This is a genomic window from Streptomyces sp. AC1-42W (assembly GCF_003248355.1).
Lineage (GTDB): Bacteria > Actinomycetota > Actinomycetes > Streptomycetales > Streptomycetaceae > Streptomyces.
Map to the genome: position 1 here is coordinate 3,758,104 of NZ_QKWY01000001.1, position 22,115 is coordinate 3,780,218.

2 protein-coding genes are annotated in these 22,115 nt (G+C 75.7%); both read left to right on the plus strand.

Annotation, left to right across the window (positions count from 1 at the left end; translation table 11 throughout):
• Positions 1-131 precede the first annotated feature (131 nt).
• Positions 132-14,519, plus strand: a complete 14,388-nt coding sequence (locus tag DNK56_RS17220; RefSeq protein ID WP_111335005.1) for a non-ribosomal peptide synthetase — start codon at positions 132-134, stop codon at positions 14,517-14,519.
• Positions 14,516-22,060 (plus strand): non-ribosomal peptide synthetase, encoded by a 7,545-nt coding sequence (locus tag DNK56_RS17225; protein ID WP_111335007.1) that lies wholly within the window; start codon positions 14,516-14,518, stop codon positions 22,058-22,060. Before DNK56_RS17220 ends, DNK56_RS17225 begins: the two co-directional genes overlap by 4 nt.
• Positions 22,061-22,115: the final 55 nt, after the last annotated feature.

Below are 22,115 nucleotides of genomic sequence, written 5' to 3' on the forward strand. Positions count from 1 at the left end.
AAGAACGGCCCAGCGCGCTCCCGCTTCGCCTTTACCCGCCCGTTGTCGGCCTCGGACGCCGCACCGGCATGGCCGGCTTCGTCCTGCCCTCTTCGTCCCCCCGAAAGCCCTCCCCGAAGGTGTGTCCCGGCATGCGCGAAAACGGCTCTCTCCCCTCGGAATCCGTTCCCGAAGAGTTCTTCGGCACGACCGCCGCCCAACAGGGCGTCTGGTACGGGCAACTCCTCGACCCCGACAGCCCGAAATACAACGTCGGTGAATGCTTCGAGATCCGGGGCGACCTCGACACGGAGCTGTTCGCCGCCGCGGTCGACCGGGCCTGCGAGCTGTGCGACAGCCTCAACCTCGAGTTCGTCACACAGGGCGACACCCTCCGCCAGCGCGTCGTCCGCCGGCCCGGCACCACCCGGCTGCACACCGAGGACCTGTCCGGCGCCGCCGACCCGCAGGCCGAGGTCGAACGCTATCTGGCCCGGGACATGGCCACCCCGGACGTGCTCGACCGCCCCCGCCACCACTTCGCCCTGCTCCGCGCGGGCAGCCGGCTCCACTACTGGTACGTCCGCTTCCACCACATAGCCGTCGACGGCCTCGGCGGCGCCGTCTTCACTCATATCGTCGCCGACCTCTACGCGCGCGCGGTCCGGGGCGAGGACCTCACCGCGGCCGTCCTGCCCGAACCCGCCCCGCTGCGCGCCCTCGTCGACGACGAGACCGCCTACCGCGCGTCCGGCCGCTACGAGGCCGACCGCGCCCACTGGACCGGCAGGTTCACGGACCTCGCCCCGGACACCGGGGACACCGCGCACAGCGGCCGCACCCTCATCCGCCGCCGCACCGACCTGCCCGCCCCGGCCACCCCCGGCTCCCCGACACCGGCCGCCCCCGGAAGACCTGCCGCCACCGGCACCCCCGGCGTACGGCTGCACACCGGCGAATCGCTGCCCGTCGGCGTCTTCGACGACCTGCGCGCCCTCGCCGCCGCCCACCGCACCACCTGGAGCGCCGTCCTGGTCGCCGCGGTCGCCGCCTACACCGCCCGCGCCACCGGAACGTCCGACGTCACCGTGGGCCTCGCCTCCAACGGCCGGCACGGCGGACTGCGCCACATCGTCGGCATGACCTCCAACATCCTGCCGCTGCGCCTGACGCCCACCCCCGACACCACCGTCGGCGCCCTCGTCCGCGCCGTCGCGGACGAGATGCGCGCCGCCCTGCGCCACCGCCGCTTCTCCCGCGAACAGCTCGCCCGCGAACTCGGCGGCGACGACGCGGCCCGCCTCACCGGCATCGTCGTCAACATCATGGGCTACGACTACGACCGCGACTTCGCCGGCATCCACGCCCCCTCCCGGGTCCTGTCCATCGGCCCCGTGGACGACGTGTCGCTCTTCGTCTCCGAACGCGGCGAGGGCAAGGGCCCGCTCATCGGCTTCGACGCCCGGCCCGACCTCTACGACCCCGAGGACGTACGGCTGCACGAACAGGCCGTCGTCTCCTTCGTGACCGCACTGGCCACCGCCGACCCCGGCCTGCTCCTGCGCGACCTGCCCCTCGTGGACGAGGCCGCCGCCCCCGCCCTGCGGGCCCAGGGCCGCGGCACCGCACTGCCCGCTCCGGCCGTCGCCCGGACCCTGCCCGAGGCGTTCCGCGCGCAGGCCCGCCGCACCCCGGACGCCCCGGCCGTCGTGGACGGCGAGCACACCCTCACGTACCGGCGGCTGGAGCGCGCGGCCGACGACCTCGCGAGCGCGCTCACGGGCCTGGGCATCGGCGCCGAGGACGGCGTCGGCGTCCTCCTCGGCCGCACGGCCGCCGTCCCCGTCGCCTCCCTCGCCGCCGTCGCGGCGGGCGCCGCCTACGTCCCGATGGACGCCGCCTGGCCCGCCGAACGGCTCGACCGCGTCACCGCCACCGCCCGCGTCCGCGCGCTGGTCACCGACGAGACGACCGCCCGCGCACCCTGGGTCCGCGAGGCCGCCGCAGGACTGCCGCTCCTCGTCCTGGACTCCCGGGGCCGGGTGCTGCACGGCGCCCCCGAACGGCCCGGACCGCTCCCCGCGACCCGCAGACCCGACCGGCTCGCGTACGTCATGTTCACCTCCGGCTCCACCGGGCTGCCCAAGGGCGTCGGCGTCACCCACGCCGACGTATTGGCCCTCGCCGCCGACAGCGCCTGGCGCGACGGCGTCGGCGACGCCGTCCTCATGCACTCCGCCTACGTCTTCGACGCCTCCACCTTCGAGATCTGGGTGCCCCTCCTCAACGGCGGCCGGATCGTCGTCGCCCCCGGCGGCGTCCTGGAAGCGCACACCGTCCGCGAGGCGGTGCGACGGCACGGGGTCACCGCGCTGTTCCTGACGACGGCCCTGTTCAACGTGATGGCCGAGGCCGACCCGGAGGTGTTCGCGGGGCTGCGCGTGGTCGCCGCCGGCGGCGAGGCCGCCGCCCCCGGACTCATGCAACGGGTCGCCGCCGGGTCCCCCGGCACGCTCGTCCTGCACGTGTACGGCCCCACCGAGACCACCACCTTCGCCTCCCGTCACCCCGTCACCGCCGACAGCACCGGGGTGCCGCCCATCGGCCGCCCCCTGGACGGGATGAGCCTCCACGTCCTCGACGACACCCTCGGACTCGTCCCGCCCGGCGTGGTCGGGGAGCTGTACGTGAGCGGCCACGGCGTCGCCCGCGGCTACCAGGGCCGCGCCGCGCTCACCGCCACCCGCTTCGTCGCCGACCCCCACGGAGCGCCCGGCGCCCGCATGTACCGCACCGGGGACCTGGTCCGCTGGACCGCCGAAGGCACCGTCGAGTACGTCGGCCGGGCCGACGGCCAGGTCAAACTGCGCGGCTTCCGCATCGAACCCGCCGAGACCGAACACGCCCTGCTCACCGACCCGGACGTACGCGGCGCCTGCGTCGTCGTCCGCGAGGACACCCCCGGCGACCGCAGACTCGTCGGCTACGTCGTGCCCGCGCCCGGCTCCCGCCCGGACGTCGCCGCCCTCGCCCGCCGCGTCGGACGCACCCTGCCCGCCTACATGGTGCCGTCCGCCTTCGTCGTGCTCGACGCCCTGCCCCTCAACCCCAACGGCAAGGTCGACCGCCGCGCCCTGCCCGCGCCCCGGACCGCCACCGGCACCGGCCGCGCCCCGCGCACCGCGTACGAAGAGGTGCTGGCCGGACTGTTCGCCGACGTCCTGGGCGTGGGCGCGGTCGGCATCGACGACGACTTCTTCGCCCTCGGCGGCCACTCGCTGCTCGCCACCCGCCTCACCGGCCGGGTACGCACGGCCCTCGGCGCCGAACTCGCCCTCCCCACGCTCTTCGAGCACCCCACGGTCGCCTCGCTGGCCGCCGTGCTCGACACCGCCGGGGCCGCCCGGCCCGCCCTCGTACCCCAGCCCCGGCCCGACGTACTGCCGCTGTCCCACGCCCAGCGGCGCCTGTGGTTCCTCAACCGGTCCGAGGAGCCCGGCGACACCTACAACGTGCCGCTCGTCCTCGAACTCGAAGGCCCCCTGGACACCGGCGCACTGCGCGGCGCCCTGGCCGACGTCGTCGCCCGGCACGAGAGCCTGCGCACCCTGTTCGGCGAACACGAGGGTGTCCCGCACCAGCGCGTCACCGCCCCGCAGGACGCCGCGTCGCTCGTCCCCCTCCCCGTCGAACACCCCCCGGCGGACGGGGACACCGACGCCTGGGAGGCCCAGACGGTACGCCGGCTGAGCACCGCCCCCTTCGACCTCGGCAAGGACGCCGCCGTCCGCGCCCATCTGCTGCGCCCGGCGCCCGGCCGGCACGTCCTGGTGCTCGTCCTGCACCACATCGTCGCCGACGGCTGGTCCCTCGCCCCGCTCACCCGCGACCTCGCCGCCGCCTACCTGGCCAGGACCGACGGCACCGGCACCCCCGACTGGGCGCCGCTGCGCGTCCAGTACGCCGACTACACCCTCTGGCAGCACCGCCTCCTCGGCGACGACGGCGACCCGGACAGCCCGGCCGCCCGGCAGACCGCCTTCTGGCGCGAGGCGCTGCACGGCGCCCCCGCCCTGCTCGAACTGCCCCTGGACCGGCCCCGCCCGGCGACCCCCAGCCACCGGGGCGCCTCCGTCCCCTTCGCCCTGCCCGCCCCGGCGCACACCGCGCTCGTCCGGCTCGCCCGCACCGCGGGCTGCACCCCGTTCATGGTGCTCCAGGCGGCCCTCGCCGTGACCCTCGGCGCCCACGGCGCCGGCACCGACATCCCGCTGGGCACCGCCGTCGCCGGACGCACCGACGAAGCCCTGGACGACCTCGTCGGCTTCTTCGTCAACACCGTCGTCCTGCGCACCGACCTGTCCGGCGACCCGACGTTCGGCGAACTCCTCGACCGGGTCAAACGGTTCGACATCGCGGCCCTCGGCAACAGCGACCTGCCCTTCGAACGCGTCGTGGAAGCCCTCAACCCGGAACGCTCCGGCGGCCACCACCCCCTCTTCCAGACCATGCTGGTCCTCCAGAACCAGGAGCGGGCCGAACCGGCCCTGCCCGGCATCACCGTCCGCGACCGGTCCCGCCACCACGGCGGCAGCAAGTTCGACCTGACCTTCTCCCTCACGGAGCACACCGGGCACAGCGGGGCCGGCGAGCACCCCGACAACGCCGGGGCCGGTGGCATCGGCGGCTACCTCGAATACGCCACCGACCTCTTCGACGCCGCAACCGCCCGCGCCCTGTGCGACCGCTTCGCCCGCGTCCTCACCCAGGCCGTGACCGACCCGGACCGCCCCATCGGCGACCTGGACCCGCTCAGCCCCGCCGAACGGGACGGCCTGCTGGCCCGGGGACGCGGCACCGACCGGCCGCTGCCGGCCACCACCGCCCCCGAGGCGGTCCGGGAACACGCCCTGCGCACCCCCGACGCCATCGCCGTACGCGACGCGCACACCCACCTCACCTACGCCCAACTCGACGCACGGGCCGACGCCCTCGCCCACGCGCTGCGCGCACGCGGCGCGGGCCGGGAAACCCTGGTCGCCGTCGCCGCACCGCCCTCCGCGCACACCGTCGTCGCCCTGCTCGCCGTGCTGCGCTCCGGCGCCGCCTACGTACCGGTCGATCCGGAGTACCCGCAGGCCCGCATCCGGCACATGCTGGACGACGCCCGCCCCGTCCTCGTCCTCACCACCGGACAGGCGCACGCCGGGCTGCCCCTCGACGGCATACCGTGGCTCGCCCTCGACACCCCGCCCGCACCCCCCGTACCCCCGGCGGAGCCGCTCCCGGCCACGCCGCGTCCGGCGGACCCGGCCTACGTCGTCTTCACCTCCGGGTCCACCGGCCGCCCCAAGGGCGTCGTCGTCACCCACACCGCCCTGGCCAACCACATGGCCTGGATGGCACGGCATCTGACACTCACTCCGCACGACCGGGTGCTGGCCCGCACCTCCACCAGCTTCGACGCCTCCGTGTGGGAGGTGTGGCTGCCCCTGATGCACGGCGCCGAAGTGTGCGTACTGCCCTCCGGCGCCAACACGGAACCGGCCGCCCTGCTCTCCTGGATGGACCGCTTCGGCGTCACCGTCGCCCAGTTCGTCCCCTCGCACTTGGCGCTCGTCCTGTCCGAGACCGGCCGCACCGCGCCCCCGCCCGCCCTGCGCGCCGTCCTCTGCGGCGGGGAACCCCTGCCGCGCGCCCTCGCCGAGTCCACCGCCACCCGGTGGCACACGGAGGTCCACAACCTCTACGGCCCCACCGAGACCACCATCGACGCCACCGCCCACCGCGTCCCCGCCGCACCGGACACCCCGTACGAGACGGTGCCCATCGGCCGGCCCGTGGACACCATGCGCGCCCACGTCCTGGACCACCGGCTGCGGCCCGTCCCGCCCGGCGTCACCGGAGAGCTGTACCTCGCCGGCCCCAACCTCGCCCGCGGCTACCTGAACCGGCCCGGCACCACCGCCGCGCGGTTCGTCGCCGACCCCTTCGACCACACCGGAACCGGCGCCCGCATGTACCGCACGGGCGACCTCGTCCGGTGGACCGCCAACGGGCTGCTCGACTACGTCGCCCGCGCCGACGACCAGGTCAAACTGCGCGGCTTCCGCATCGAACCCGGCGAGATCGAGGCCGCCCTCCTCGCCCGGCCCGGCGTCACCGCCGCCTGCGCCGTGATCCGGGAGGACACCCCCGGCGAACGCCGCCTCGTCGCCTACGCCGCCACCACCGGCCCCGCCCCGCACACCGCCGCCCTGCGCACCGCGCTCGCCGACGCGCTGCCGCACTACATGGTGCCCGCCGCCGTCGTCGTCCTGGACGAACTGCCGCTCCTGCCCAACGGCAAGACCGACCGGCGCGCCCTGCCGCGCCCCGACGACGAGCCCGCCACCACCGCGGCCGCCGGGCCGCGCACCCCGCGCGAGGACCTGCTCGCCGGGATCTTCGCCGAGGTCCTGGGCCGCCCGGCCGTCGGCCCGCACGACAGCTTCTTCGACCTCGGCGGCCACTCGCTCCTCGCCATGCGCGTCGTCAGCCGCGTCCGCACGGTCCTCGGCGCCGACATCGCCGTACGCACCCTGTTCGAACACCCCACCGTCGCCGGGCTCCTGAACGCCCTCGACAGCCGGGAACGGCCCCGGCCGCCCGTGCTGCCCGCCGCCGAACGGCCCGACCCGCTGCCGCTGTCCCACGCCCAGCAGCGGCTCTGGTTCCTCAACCGGCTCGAAGGCCCCGGCTCCGACTACAACATCCCGCTCGTCCTCGACATCGAAGGCCCCCTGGACACCGACGCGCTGCGCGCCGCCCTCCGCGACGTCGTCGAGCGGCACGAGGCCCTGCGCACCGTCTTCCCCGAACGCGACGGCGTGCCCGAGCAACGCGTGCTGCCCACCGACGCCGTCGTCCCCCGGCTGCCCGTCGAGAGCACCGCACCCGCACACCTCGAAGCGGCCCTCCTGGACGCCGTGAGCGAACCGTTCGACGTGCTCCGCGACCCGCCGCTGCGCGTCCGGCTGCTGCGCACCGCGCCCGGCCACCACGTCCTCGCCCTCGTCCTGCACCACATCGCCGGCGACGGCTGGTCCCTCGCCCCGCTCGCCCGCCACCTCGCCGACGCCTACCGGGCCCGGCTCGCCGGGCGGGAGCCGGAGACCGGCGCCGGGCTCCAGTACGCGGACTACACCCTGTGGCAGCACACCGTCCTGGGCGACGCGGACACCCCCGGCAGCCTGCTGCGCGAGCAGCTCGACCACTGGCACACCGCGCTCGCCGGACTCCCCGGCCTCATCGACCTGCCGCTCGACCGCCCGCGCCCCGTCACCACCGACCCCTCCGGCGCCGTCCACGCCTTCGACGTACCGCCCGCCCTGCACACCGCGCTCCTGCGCGTGGCCGGGGAGACCGGCACCACCCTGTTCATGGTGCTCCAGGCGGCCGTCGCCACCCTGCTGCACCGGCACGGCGCGGGCGACGACATCCCGCTCGGCACCCCCGTCGCCGGCCGCACCGACGAGGCCCTGGAGGACCTGGTCGGGTTCTTCGTCAACACCCTGGTCCTGCGCACCGACCTGTCCGGCGCCCCCACCTTCACCCAACTCCTCGCCCGCGTACGGGAGTTCGACCTCGCGGCCTATGCACACCAGGACGTGCCGTTCGAGCGGCTGGTGGAGAGCGTCAACCCGGTCAGGGCCCGCAACCACCACCCCCTCTTCCAGACCATGCTCGTCCTCCAGAACCAGGAGGCCGTCCGCCCCGAACTGCCGGGGCTCACCGTCGAGGACCGGCTCGTCCACAACGGCCTCAGCAAGTTCGACCTCACCTTCGCGTTCGGCGAGGAGCGCGGCCGGGGCGGCCTCACCGCCGGAATCGAATACGCCACCGCCCTCTTCGACCGCGCCACCGCCGAAGCCCTCGCGCACCGGCTGCTCGGGCTCCTCGAACAGATCGCCGCCGACCCCGCCCGGCCACTCGCGGACTACGACCTGCTCACCCCCGACGAGCGCTCCCGCACCACGGGCCGGGGCACCGGCCGCGCCCTGCCCGCCCCCACCCCGGACACCACCCTGCCCGCCCTCTTCGCCGCCCGGGCCCGCCGCACCCCCGACGCCGCGGCCGTCTCCGGCGACGGGATCACCCTCGGCTACGCGGCCCTCGACGAGCTGTCCGCCACGCTCGCCGCCGCCCTGGCCGGGGCCGGAGCGGCCCCCGAGACCGGCGTCGGCGTCCTGCTCTCCCGGTCACCGGCCATCGTGTCGGCCTCCCTCGCCGCGGTCCGGGCCGGCGCCGCCTACGTCCCGATGGACGCCCGCTGGCCCGGGGAACGGCTCGAACAGGTCGCCGCCGTCGCGGACGTACGGGTCCTCGTCGTGGACGAGCCGGCCGCCGCCTCCGCCTGGGTGACCGAAACCGCCCGGCGCATCCCGGTCCTGGTCGTGGACCGCACCGGGCGCCTCCTGCGCGGCGCGCCCCCGGCACCGGGCACACCCGCCGCCGTACCGGGGCCCGAATCCCTCGCGTACGTCATGTTCACCTCCGGCTCCACCGGCCTGCCCAAGGGCGTCGGTGTCAGCCACGCCGACGTGGTCGCCCTCACCGCCGACTCCGCCTGGGACGACGGCGCGGCCGACGCCGTCCTGATGCACTCCGCGTACGTCTTCGACGCCTCCACGTACGAGATCTGGACGCCGCTCCTGCGCGGCGGGACGGTCGTCGTCGCACCGGAAGGCGTCCTGGAGGCCCGCACCCTGCGCGACGCGGTCCGCGAACACGGCGTCACCGCCGTGTTCCTGACGACCGCCCTGCTCAACGTCATCGCCGACACCGACCCCGGCGCCTTCACCGGCCTGCGCCTCGTCTGCGCCGGCGGTGAACTCGCCTCGCCGGACGCCATGCAGCGCGTCGCGGGCGCCGCGCCCGGCGCACGCGTCCTGCACGTCTACGGGCCCACCGAGACCACCACCTTCGCCACCCGTTACGACGTCGCCGCCGACCTGCCCGCCGGGCCGCCGCCCATCGGCCGCCCCCTGGACGGCATGCGGCTGTACGTGCTCGACGCCTCGCTGGGCCAGGTCCCCGCAGGCGTCACCGGCGAGCTGTACCTCGCGGGGCGCGGCGTCGCCCGCGGCTACACCGGACTGCCCGCCCTGACCGCCACCCGGTTCGTCGCCGACCCGTTCGACCCGGACGGCGGACGCATGTACCGCACCGGCGACCTGGTGAAGTGGACCGCCGGCGGGCACATCGCCTACGTCTCCCGCGCCGACAGCCAGGTCAAACTGCGCGGCTACCGCATCGAGCCCGGCGAGATCGAGTCCGTCCTCGCCTGCTGCGAAGGCGTCGCCGACTCCTTCACCGCCGTACGCGAGGACATACCCGGCGACCCGCGGCTCGTCGCCTACGTGGTGCCCGCCGGGGCCGCCCGCCCGGACCCCGCCGACCTCGCCGAGGCCGTCGCCCGCTCCCTGCCCGCCTACATGGTCCCGTCCGCGTTCGTCCTGATCGACGCGCTGCCGCTGACCGTCAACGGCAAGGTGGACCGCCGCGCCCTGCCCGCCCCCGAGCAGCGGCCCGCACCGCGCGGACGTGCCGCCCGCACCGCGCGCGAGGAGATCCTGTGCGGGCTCGTCGCCGATGTGCTCGGCCTGCCGGCCGCGGGCGCCGACGACGACTTCTTCGCCCTCGGCGGCCACTCCCTGCTCGCCACCCGCCTGGTCGCCCGCATTCGCACCGCGCTCGCCGTCGAGGTCCAGGTCAAGGCGGTCTTCGAACACCCCACGCCCGCCGCGCTGGCCGCCGCGCTGGACGGCGCCGAAGCCGCCGCCCTGCCACTGGAGCGCACCGCACAGCGGCCCGACCCGCTGCCGCTGTCCTTCGCCCAGCAGCGCCTGTGGTTCCTCAACCGGTTCGAGGGGCCCAGCGCCACCTACAACGTGCCGCTCGTCGTCCGCCTGGACGGCCCGCTCGACACCCCGGCCCTCGGACAGGCCCTCGCCGACGTCGTGGAACGCCACGAGAGCCTGCGCACCGTCTTCCCCGAGACCGGCGGCGTACCGCGCCAGCACATCCTCGGCGCCGACCGCGCCGACCTCGACCCGACCCCCCGTGACACCGCCCCCGACCGGCTGGACGAGGCACTGGCCGCCGAGGTCGCGCACACCTTCGACGTCACCACCGACCTCCCCGTACGGGCCAGGCTGCTCCGGCTCGGGGCCGAGTCCCACGTCCTGGTGCTCCTCGTCCACCACATCGCCGGCGACGGCTGGTCCCTCGCCCCGCTCGCCCGCGACCTCGGCGACGCCTACCGCCGCCGCAGCCGGGGCGAGGCACCCGGCCTGCCCGCACCGCGCGTCCAGTACGCCGACTACACCCTGTGGCAGCGCGCCCTCCTCGGCGACGAGCACGACCCCGGCAGCCGCGCCGCCCGCCAGCTGGACTTCTGGCGCACCGCCCTGGTCGGCGCGCCCGGACTGCTCGCCCTGCCCACCGACCGGCCCCGCCCCGCGACCCTGACCTACCGGGGCGACGCCTTCGCCTTCCCCGTGGACGCGGACACCCACCGCCGGCTCGCGGAACTGGCCCGCGACCGGGGCTGCAGCCTGTTCATGGTCCTGCAGGCCGCCCTCGCGGTCCTGCTGCACCGGCACGGCGCCGGCGACGACATCCCCCTGGGCACCGCCGTCGCCGGCCGCACCGACGAAGCCCTCGACGATCTGGTGGGCTTCTTCGTCAACACCCTCGTCCTGCGCACCGACCTCACCGGCGACCCCACCTTCGCCCAGGTCCTCGACCGGGTGCGGGCCTTCGACCTGGCCGCCTACGCCCACCAGGACCTGCCGTTCGAACGACTGGTGGACGCCCTCAGCCCGGCCAGGGCCCAGGACCACCACCCGCTCTTCCAGACCATGATCGTCCTCCAGAACCAGGCCGGCGGCACACTCGGCCTGGACGGCCTCACCGTCACCGAACAGCCCGTGCACACCGGCATCAGCAAGTTCGACCTCACCTTCACCTTCACCGAGACCCGCGACGACACCGGACTGCCCCAGGGCCTGGACGGCGTCCTGGAGTTCGCCACCGACCTCTTCGACCCCGCCACCGCCCACGCCCTGGCCGCCCGGCTCACCCGGCTGCTCGCCTCGCTCGCCGCCGCCCCCGACGCACCCGTGCGCACCGCCCCGCTCCTGGACGACGCCGAGCGCGCCGCCCTGGACCGGTCCGCGCGCGGCGCCGTCCGGCCGGTGCCCGCGCCGACGGCACCCGAGGCGTTCCGCGCCCGGGCCGCCCGGACCCCCGACCGGACCGCCGTACAGGCCGGACAGCTGCGGCTCACCTTCGCCGAACTCGACGCCCGCTCCGACGACCTGGCCCACCGGCTGCACGACCGGGGCATCGGACGCGGCGACCTCGTCGCCCTCGCCGCTCCCGGCACCACCGAACAGGTCGTCGCCATGCTCGCCGTGGCCAAGGCCGGGGCCGCCTGCCTGCCCGTCGACCTGGACTACCCCGAGGCCCGCGTCGCCCACATGCTCGACGACGCCCGCCCCGCCCTGTTCCTCGTCCACGACCCGGCGCGCGCCGCCCGCTTCACCTCCGTGCCCCGCCTCGCGCTCGGCGACCCGGACCCCCGGACGCCCGGACGCGGCGCACCGCCCGCCACCGCCGCGCCCGGCCCCGACGACGCCGCCTACGTCATCTACACCTCCGGCTCCACCGGCCGGCCCAAGGGCGTCGTCGTCACCCACCGCGCCCTCACCAACCACATGGCCTGGATGGCGGACCACTTCGGCCTCACCGACGACGACCGGGTCCTCGCCCGCACCTCGCCCAGCTTCGACGCCTCGGTCTGGGAGACCTGGCTGCCCCTGCTGCACGGCGGCGCCACCTGCCCCGTCGAACCCGCCCTCAACCACGACCCGGCCGGGCTGCTGGCCCGGATGCGCGAGGAGGGCGTGACGATCGCCCAGTTCGTGCCCTCCCACCTCGCGCTCCTGCTCACCGAGACCGGACCCGAGCAGGCACCCCCCGCGCTGCGGGCCGTCGCCTGCGGCGGCGAGCCCCTCACCCGCGCCCTGGCGCAGCGGGCCGCCCGCGCCTGGGCGGCCGGCGTCCACAACCTCTACGGCCCGACCGAGACGACGATCGACGCCACCGCCCACGCCCTCGGCCCCGTACCCGCCGGGGAAGCGGCGGGGGAGGGCGGCGTACCGCTGGGCCGGCCCGTCGACAACACCCGCGCCCACGTCCTGGACGCCGCCCTGCGGCCCGTACCGCCCGGCGTGACCGGCGAACTGTACGTCTCCGGCGACGGCCTGGCCCGCGGCTACCTCCACCGACCCGGACTGACCGCCACCCGCTTCGTCGCCGACCCCTCCGGCCCGGCCGGCAGCCGCATGTACCGCACCGGCGACCTCGTCAGACGCGACGCCGAGGGGCTGCTCCACTACGTCTCGCGCGCCGACGACCAGGTCAAGCTCAACGGGTTCCGCGTCGAACTCGGCGAGATCGAGGCCGCCCTCACCGCCCTGCCCGGCGTCACCGCCGCCTGCGTCCTGATCCGCGAGGACCGGCCCGGCGAACGACGCCTGGTCGCCTACACCACGGGCACCGGCCGCCCCACCGACACCGAACTGCGCACCCGGCTCACCGCCGCCCTGCCGCCGTACATGGTGCCCGGCGCGTTCGTCGCCCTGGACGCGCTGCCCCTCCTGCCGAACGGCAAGACGGACCGCGCCGCCCTCCCCGAACCGGCACGCCCCGCCGCCGGCCGCCCGGCCCAGGAACCGCGCACCGCGCGGGAACGCGTCCTGTGCGACGCCTTCGCCTCGGTGCTGCGCGCCCCGGCCGTCCGCACCGACGACGACTTCTTCGCGCTCGGCGGCGACAGCATCCTGTCCATCCAGCTCGTCAGCCGCGTCCGCGAGGCCGGGCTCGCCGTCACCCCCCGCGACGTCTTCGTCCACCGCACCCCCGAGGCCATCGCGGCCGTCGCCGCCCCGCTCGACGACGCCACCGCCGAACCGGCCGGCCACGGCACCGGCGCGATGGCACCCACCCCCATCGCCGCCTGGTTCCTCTCCCGCCCCGGCGCAGGCGACGGCTACAACCAGTCCGGAGTGCTGAGCACCCCGGCCGGAGCCGACGAGGACGGCCTCGTCGCCGCACTCCAGCTCGTCGCCGACCACCACGACATGCTCCGCCTGCGCGTCACCCGTACCGCCGCCGGCGATCCCGTACCGGAGACCCTGCCGGCCGGAGCCGTCACCGCGCGCCGCCGTTTCACCCGCGTGGACATCGCCGGGCTCGACGCCGAAGCCGCCCGCACCGCCCTCACCGAGGCCGGTGAACGCGCCCGCCGGCGCCTGCGGCCCGCCGCCGGAGCCGTCTTCGAGGCCGTCTGGGGCGACGCGGGCCCCCGGGAACGCGGCCGGCTGCTCCTGGTCGTGCACCACCTGTCCGTCGACGCGGTCTCCTGGCGCATCCTCGCCGAAGACCTCGCCCACGCCTGGCGGGCCGTCACCACCCCGGACACCGCACCCGCGCTGCCCGCCGCCACCACCTCGTACCGCCGCTGGTCCCAGCTCCTCACCGAACAGGCACAGACCCCCGAACGCATGAGCGAACTGCCGCTCTGGGAGGAGACGCTGCGCACCCCGGACCCGCAGCTCGGCTACCGGCCGCTCGACCCCCACCTCGACACCGCGGACGGCACCCGCACCCTCACCACCCATCTGCCCGCCACCTGGGCCAAGCCCCTGCTCACCACCGTCCCCGGCGCCTTCCACGCCGGAGTCGACGACATCCTGCTCACCGCCCTCGCCCTCGCCGTCAACGCCCGGCGGCCGGCGGGAGGGCACCCGGCGGGCCGGCGCCCGGACACCGCCGTCCTGCTCGACCTGGAGAGCCACGGCCGCGAACAGCTCGCCGACCACATCGACCTCTCCCGCACCGTCGGCTGGTTCACCAGCCTTTACCCCGTACGGGTCGATCCCGGCCCCCTCGACGCCCGTGACCCGGCACGCTTCGACGCCACGCTCGTTGAACGCGCAGTGAAGCGCGTCAAGGAACAGCTGCGTACCGTCCCCGACCACGGCGTCGGACACGGCATGCTGCGCCACCTCAACCCCGCCACCGGCCCCCGGCTGGACGCCCCCGCACCCCAGATCGGCTTCAACTACCTGGGCCGGTACGCCGCCCCCGGCCGGGCGGCCGACGCCGACTGGCAGGTCCTGCTCGACGCCGGCGGCCCCCGCAGCCAGGACCCCGGCATGCCCGTGCACCACGTCCTCGACATCAACGCGCACACCGAGGACCTGCCGGACGGCCCGCGCCTCGTCGCCCGCTGGACCTGGCCCAGCGACCTGCTGAAGGAGGAGGACGTGGGCGCGCTCGCCGAGGCGTTCGCCCGCGCCCTGCGCGCCATCGCCGAACACGCCGAACAGCCCGGAGCAGGCGGCTACACGCCGTCCGACCTTCCCCTGGTCTCGCTCAACCAGGCCCAGATCGACCGACTGCAGAACAAGTGGGGTGGACGCAAGTGAACGGGTTCCAACTGGAGGACGTACTCCCGCTGACGCCGCTGCAGGCCGGGATGTACTTCCACGCCCTCTACGACTCGCACGCCGTGGACGTCTACACCGCGCAGTTCGTCTTCGACCTCGAAGGCCCCGTCGACGTCCCCACCCTGCGCGCCGCCGTCGCCGGCCTGCTGCGCCGCCACGCCAACCTGCGCGTCGGCTTCCTCCACGAGGACCTGGACGAACCCGTGCAGGCGGTCGCCGCCGAGGTCCCCGTACCCCTGGAGGAACTGGACCTGACCGGCGCCGACGAGGTACCCGACCGGCTCACCGCCTTCCTCGCCGCCGACCGCACCCGCCGCTTCGACCTGGCAACCCCGCCCCTGCTCCGGTTCACCCTCGTCCGCACCGGGCCGGACCGGCACCGCCTGGTCATGACCAGCCATCACATCCTGTTCGACGGCTGGTCGCTGCCCCTGCTCGTACGAGAACTGTTCGAGCTGTACGCCACCGGCGGCGACGACACCGCCCTGCCCCGCGTCACCCCGTACCGCGCCTACCTCGTCTGGCTCTCCCAGCAGGACCGTGCCGCCGCCCTCGACGCCTGGTCCACCGCCCTCGCCGGCATCGAGACCCCGACCCTCCTCGCGGAACGCGAAGGACCGGACGGCGGAGCCGAACTGCCCGAGACGCTCGTCCTCGACCTGGACGCCGACACGACCGGCCGGCTGCGCGAGACGGCCCGCGCCCACGGCCTCACCCTGAACACCCTGGTCCAGGGCGCCTGGGGCCTGCTGCTCGGCCACCTCACCGGTCGCGACGACGTCGTCTTCGGCACCACCGTCTCCGGACGCCCGCCGGAGATCCCCGGCGTCGAATCCATGGTCGGCCTGTTCATCAACACCGTGCCCGTACGGCTGCGCACCGCCCCCGGCGAGACCCTGGCCGCTCTCCTGACCCGGCTCCAGAGCGAACAGGGCCGGCTCCTCGGCAGCCAGCACGTCGGCCTCAGCGACATCCGGGGCGTCACCGGCCTCGACGAACTCTTCGACACCCTCGTCGTGTTCGAGAACTACCCGATGGACGCCGAAGCCCTGCGCACCGCCCAGCAGGGCCTGCCCGGCCTCGCCGTCACCGGATTCAGCGGCACCGACGCCGCCCACTACCCGCTCACCCTCACCGTCGCCCCCGGCGACACCCTGCGCATCACCTTCGGCTACCGGGCCGCCGTCCTCGACCGCCAGACCGTCGCCGAAACCGTCTCCCGGACACGGCAGCTCCTGACGGCCTTCGCCCAGGGCCTCGACCGGCGCGCCGACACCGCGCCCTTCCTCCTCGACGGCGAACGCGACCGGCTCGTGGCACACGGCACCGGCGCCGCCCTCCCCGCCGGCACGGCGGACCTGAGCATCCCCGAAGTCGTCGCCGAGCGGGCCGCCCGCCACCCGGACGCCGTCGCCGTCACCGGGGCCGGCGAACAGCTGACGTACCGGCAGCTCACCGATCTCGCCGACCGCCTCGCGGCCGCCCTCACCGGCCTCGGCACCGGCGCCGAGGACGGCGTGGGCATCCTCCTCGCCCGCTCCGCCGCCACCGTCACGGCCTCCCTCGCCGCCCTGCGCGCCGGCGGCGCCTACGTACCCCTGGACCCGCGCTGGCCCACCGAACGGCTCCACCGGGTCACCGAGGTCGTCCCGCTGCGCGTCCTGGTCGTCGACGACACCACCGCCGACCTGCCCTGGGTCCGCGGACTCGGCCCCGAAACGGCCGTCCTCACCGTGGACCGGGCCGGCCGCGTCCAGAGCGGAGGACCCGCCGCACCGGGCCCGCTGCCCGCCGCACCCGGCGGCACCCGGCTCGCGTACGTCATGTTCACCTCCGGCTCCACCGGACTGCCCAAGGGCGTCGGCGTCAGCCACGCCGACATCGCCGCCCTCGCCGCACACCGGGGCTGGGACGACGGCGCCGCCGACGCCGTCCTGCTGCACTCCGCGTACGTCTTCGACGCCTCCACCTTCGAGATCTGGACCCCGCTGCTGCGCGGCGGCCGGGTTGTCGTCGCCCCCGAGGGGCCGCTCCAGCCCGACGTCCTGCGGAACATGGCCACCCGGCACGGCGTCACCTCGGTGTTCCTCACCACGGCCCTGTTCAACGTCCTGGCCGAGACCGACCCCGGCGCCCTCGGGCAGCTCCGGCTCATCGCCGCCGGCGGCGAGGCCGCCGCCCCCGGCGTCATGCAGCGCGTCGCCGCCGACCACCCCGGCACCACCGTCCTGCACGTCTACGGACCCACCGAGACCACCACCTTCGCCACCGGCCACCACATCCGCCCCGGTCACGCCCCGGACGGCGCCCCGCCCATCGGGCACCCGCTGGACGGCATGCGCGCCTACGTCCTGGACGCGGCCCTGAGCCCCGTACCGCCCGGCGCCGAGGGCGAGCTGTACCTCGCCGGCGCCGGCGTCGCCCGCGGCTACCTCGGCCGCGCCGCCCTCACCGCCACCCGCTTCACCGCCGACCCCTTCGCGGGCGGCGGGGCCCGCATGTACCGCACCGGCGACCTGGTCCGCCAGGACGCCGACGGCACCCTGCGCTACGTCGCACGCGCCGACCAGCAGATCAAACTGCGCGGCCACCGCATCGAACCCGCCGAGATCGAAACGGTTCTGCGCGACCACCCCGCGGTGCGCGCCGCCTGCGTCCTCGTCCGCGAGGACCTGCCCGGCGACCGCACCCTCACCGCCTACGTCGTCCTCGCGCCCGGCGAGTCCCCGGACCCCGGCCTGCTCGCCGCACACGTAGGCCGGCACCTGCCCGCCTACATGGTGCCCGCCGTGATCCAGCCGCTGGACGTCCTCCCGCTCACCCCCAACGGCAAGATCGACCGGGCCGCCCTGCCCGCCCCCACCGTCCCGCGCACGGCGGCGGGCCGCGCCCCGCGCAGCGCCATGGAGGAGATCCTCGCCGGACTCTTCGCCGACGTCCTCGGCCTGGACCGGGTCGGCACCGACGACAGCTTCTTCGCCCTGGGCGGCCACTCCCTGCTCGCCACCCGCCTCGTCGGCCGCATCCGCACCGCCCTGCACACCGAGACCGACATCCGCACCCTCTTCGAACACCCCACCGTCGCCGCGCTCGCCACCGCCCTGGAGGGCGCCGAGGGCGGCACCCGCCCCCCGCTCGTACCGCAGCCGCGCCCCGCCGAACTGCCCCTGTCCTACGCCCAGCAGCGGCTCTGGTTCCTGCACCGCCTCGACGGGCCGTCCGCCACCTACAACATCCCGCTCGCCGCGCGCATCGACGGACCGCTCGACGCCGACGCCCTGTGCACCGCCGTCGCCGACCTCATCGCCCGGCACACCGCCCTGCGCACCGTCTTCCCCGAGGGCGAGAACGGGCCCCGCCAGCACATCACCGAACCCGACGACGTCCTCATCCCCTTCGCCATGGAGAGCGTCGAGGAGGCGAAGCTGCGCGACCGCGTCGCCGCCGCCACCGCCGAGGCCATCGACATCGAGCACAGCCTGCCGCTGCGGGCCACCCTGCTCCGACTGGCCCCCGACGCCCACGTCCTGGTGCTCGTCGTCCACCACATCGCCGCCGACGGCACATCCCTGGCCCCCCTCGCGCACGACCTGGGCCTCGCCTACCGGGCCCGCGTCCGCGGCGAGGAGCCGTCCTGGGCGCCGCTGCCCGTCGACTACGCCGACCACACCCTGTGGCAGCGCGACCTCCTCGGCGACGAACAGGACCCCGACAGCCTCGTGTGCCGCCAGCTCAGCCACTGGAAGCACGCGCTGGCCGGGCTCCCCGAGGCGGTCGAACTCCCCCGGGACCGGCCGCGCCCCGCCACCTCACGGCACACCGGCGCCACCCTCGGCTTCACCGTCGACCGCGCCACCACCCGCCGGATCACGGAACTGGCCCGCGCCTGCGGCTCCAGCGCCTTCATGGTCCTCCAGGCCGCCCTGGCGACCGTCCTCTCCCGGCACGGCGCCGGCGACGACATCCCGCTGGGCACGGCCGTCGCCGGACGCACCGACGAGGCGGCGACCGGACTCGTCGGCTTCTTCGTCAACACCCTCGTCCTGCGCACCGACCTCTCCGGCGACCCCACCTTCCGCGAACTCCTCGGCCGCGTAAGGGAATTCGACCTCGCCGCCTACGCCCACCAGGACGTGCCCTTCGAGCGGCTGGTCGAACTCCTCAACCCCGCCCGCGCCCAGAGCCACCACCCGCTCTTCCAGACCATGCTCGTCCTGCAGAACCAGGGCCCCGCCGCCCTCGACCTGCCCGGCCTCACCGTCACCGGAGTGCCCGCCGAGGCCGAGGTCAGCAAGTTCGACCTGTCCTTCGCCTTCACCGAGCGCCACGACGGGAGCGGCGCCCTCGACGGCATGCGGGCCACCGTCGACTACGCCACCGAACTCTTCGACGAGGACACCGTCCGGCACCTCGCCGACCGCCTCGTCCTGCTCCTCGACGCCGTCACCGCCGACCCGGACCGCCCCCTGCACACCTACGAACTGCTCAGCCCCGCCGAACACACCCGGCTCACCGCCCTCGGCACCGGCCCCGCCGACGGCCTGCCCCCCTCCACCGTCCCCGCCCTCTTCGAGGAGTGGGCCCGGCGCACCCCGGACGCCCCGGCCGTCCGCGACGCCCGAACCACCCTCACCTACGCCGAACTCGACGCCCGCGCCGACGCCCTCGCCCGCCACCTCACCGACCGGGGCGTGGGCCCCGAGGACCGGGTGGCCGTCGCCCTGCCCCGCACCCACCAGCTCGTCGTCGCCCTGCTCGCCGTCCTCAAGGCCGGCGCCGCCTATCTGCCGCTGGACCCGGACTACCCCGCCCAGCGCCTGTCCTACATGCTCGACGACGCCCGCCCCCGGCTCCTGCTCACCACCCCCGAACTCCACCGCGGCCTCCCGCCGCACACGGTGCCCCACCTGTACACCGACGACCTCGGCCCGGCCGCCCCGGCAACCGCGCCCGCCCGCCCCCGCCTCGACCCGGCCCACCCCGCGTACGTCATCTACACCTCCGGCTCCACCGGCCGGCCCAAGGGCGTCGTCGTCACCCACCGGGGCGTTCGCGCCATGGCCGGGACGCAGGCCGAACGGCTGCACGCCGGACCGGGCAGCCGGGTGCTGCACATGGCGTCCGTCAGCTTCGACGCCGCGTTCTGGGAGCTGTGCATGGGGCTGCTCACCGGCGCCTGCCTGGAGATCGACACCCGCGACGCCCTGCTGCCCGGCCCCGCCCTGGCCGGACTCGTCCGCGAACGGGGCGTCACCCACCTCACCATCCCGCCCGCCGCCCTCGCCGTGATGCCCCCGGACTCCCTGCCCCCCGGCCTCACCATGGTCCTCGCCGGCGAGGCGTGCCCGCCCGCCCTCGTGCACACCTGGGCCGAGGGCCGCGACCTCGTCAACGCCTACGGCCCGACCGAGACCACCGTCTGCGCCACCATGAGCGCCCCCCAGCACGCCCGGGGCCCGCTCGCCCCCGACCGCACCGTCCCGATCGGCGCCCCCGTGGCCGGCACCCGCGTCCACATCCTCGACCGGTGGCTCGAACCCGTGCCGCCGGGCGTCACTGGCGAGCTGTACGTCTCCGGCGAAGGCGTCGCCCGCGGCTACCTCGGCCGGGCCGGGCTCACCGCGTCCCGCTTCGTCGCCGACCCGTTCGACCGCGCGGGCGGGCGCATGTACCGCACCGGGGACCTGGTCCGCCGCACGCCGGACGGGCGCCTCCTCTACGTCTCCCGCGTGGACGACCAGGTCAAGCTGCGCGGCTTCCGCATCGAACTCGGCGAGATCGAGGTTGTCCTCACCGCACACCCCGCCGTCGCCGCCGCCTGCGTCACCGTCCGCGAGGACCGCCCCGGCGACCGGCGCCTGGTCGCCTACACCGTCCCGGCCGAAGGCGCCGCCCCCGGCTGGGCCGAACTGCGCGCCCACCTCGCCGGTACCCTGCCCGAGCACATGATCCCCGCCGCCCACGTCCGGCTGGACGCCCTGCCCGTGACGCCCAACGGCAAGACCGACCGGCGCGCCCTGCCCGCACCCGACCACCGGGCCACCGCGGCCGGACGCGCCCCGCGCACCGCCCGCGAGCGCGCCCTGTGCGAGGTGTTCGCCCAGACCCTCGGCGTTCCCGAGGTCGGCGTCACCGACGACTTCTTCGCCCTGGGCGGTCACTCCCTGCTGGCCGTGACCCTGGCCCGCCGCATCGGGGAACGCTGCGGCCGGCGTCCGTCGCTGCGCGCCTTGTTCGCCACCCCCACCGTCGAAGGCGTGGACCGTCTGCTCGGCAGCGCGCCGGGGGAGGAAGAGCCCGCGGAGGCGGCGGCCCCGGACCTCGCCGCCGAGGTCCGGCTCGCCCCCGACATCACCGCCGCGCGCCGGCTCACGGACCCCGGAGCCGACCCGGTGCGCCGCCCCGCGCGCCCCTCCGCCCGGCCGCTGCTCACCGGCGCCTCCGGCTTCCTGGGCGCCTTCCTGCTGCGGGACCTCATCGAGGCGGCGGACGGACCGGTCGACTGCCTGGTCCGTGCCGCGAGCCCCGACAGCGCGGCCCAGCGCATCCGGGCGAACCTGGAGCACTACGGCCTCTGGCGCCCCCGGTACGCGGACCTGATCCACCCCGTCCCCGGCGACCTCGCCGCCCCCGGCCTCGGCCTCGCGGCGGACGAGCGCACCGCACTCGCCCGCCGCCTGGGACCCGTCCTGCACAACGGCGCACGGGTCAACTTCGCCGCCCCGTACGGCGATCTGCGCGCGCCCAACGTGGCCGGCACCGAGGAGCTGCTGCGCCTCCTCGCGGACTCCGGCTCGCCCGGCCTGCACTACGTCTCCACCACCGGCGTGTACGCCCCGTCGCGCGGCACGGACCCCGAGCCGCTCACCGAGTCGTCCCCGACCGGCCCGGCGGAGGAGCTGCCCGACGGCTACTCCCGGACGAAGTGGGTCGCCGAACAGCTCGTCGGCCTCGCCCGCGAACGCGGCCTGCCGGTGACCGTCCACCGCCCCGGCCGCATCAGCGGCGACACCGCGACCGGTGCCTGCCAGGACCGCGACCTGCTCTGGCAGCTCATCAAGGGCTGCCTCCAGGCCGGGGCCGTGCCGGACCTGGCGCACGGGACGACCGACTGGGTCCCGGTGGACTATGTCGCCGCCGCCATCGCCGCGCTCGCCACCGCCGACCGGGTCGCCGAACAGGCGTACCACTACACCCACCCGGAGGCGCCGTCCCTCGACCGCGTGTTCGAGGTGGCGGGCCGCCTCGGGTACGCGCTGCGGCCGGTGAGCCCCGAGGAATGGCGGGCCTGCGTCGCCGAGCACCCGGACAACGCCGCGCAGCTCTTCCTGGGCGACGACGGGCGGGCCGGCGAGGACGATGCGGACCACCGCCGCTTCGACTCCGGCCGCACGGAACGCGCAGCGGCCGCGGTCGGGGTGAGCCGACCGCCCCTCACCGACGACGTCCTGGCGCGCTATCTGACGTACTTCCAGGTCACCGGCTTCCTCCCGGCGCCGGGGGAGTCGGGCCTGTCCTGATCGATCACACATCCACCGATTTCACACGTTCGGGCTACAACCATCCGCGCCCTCC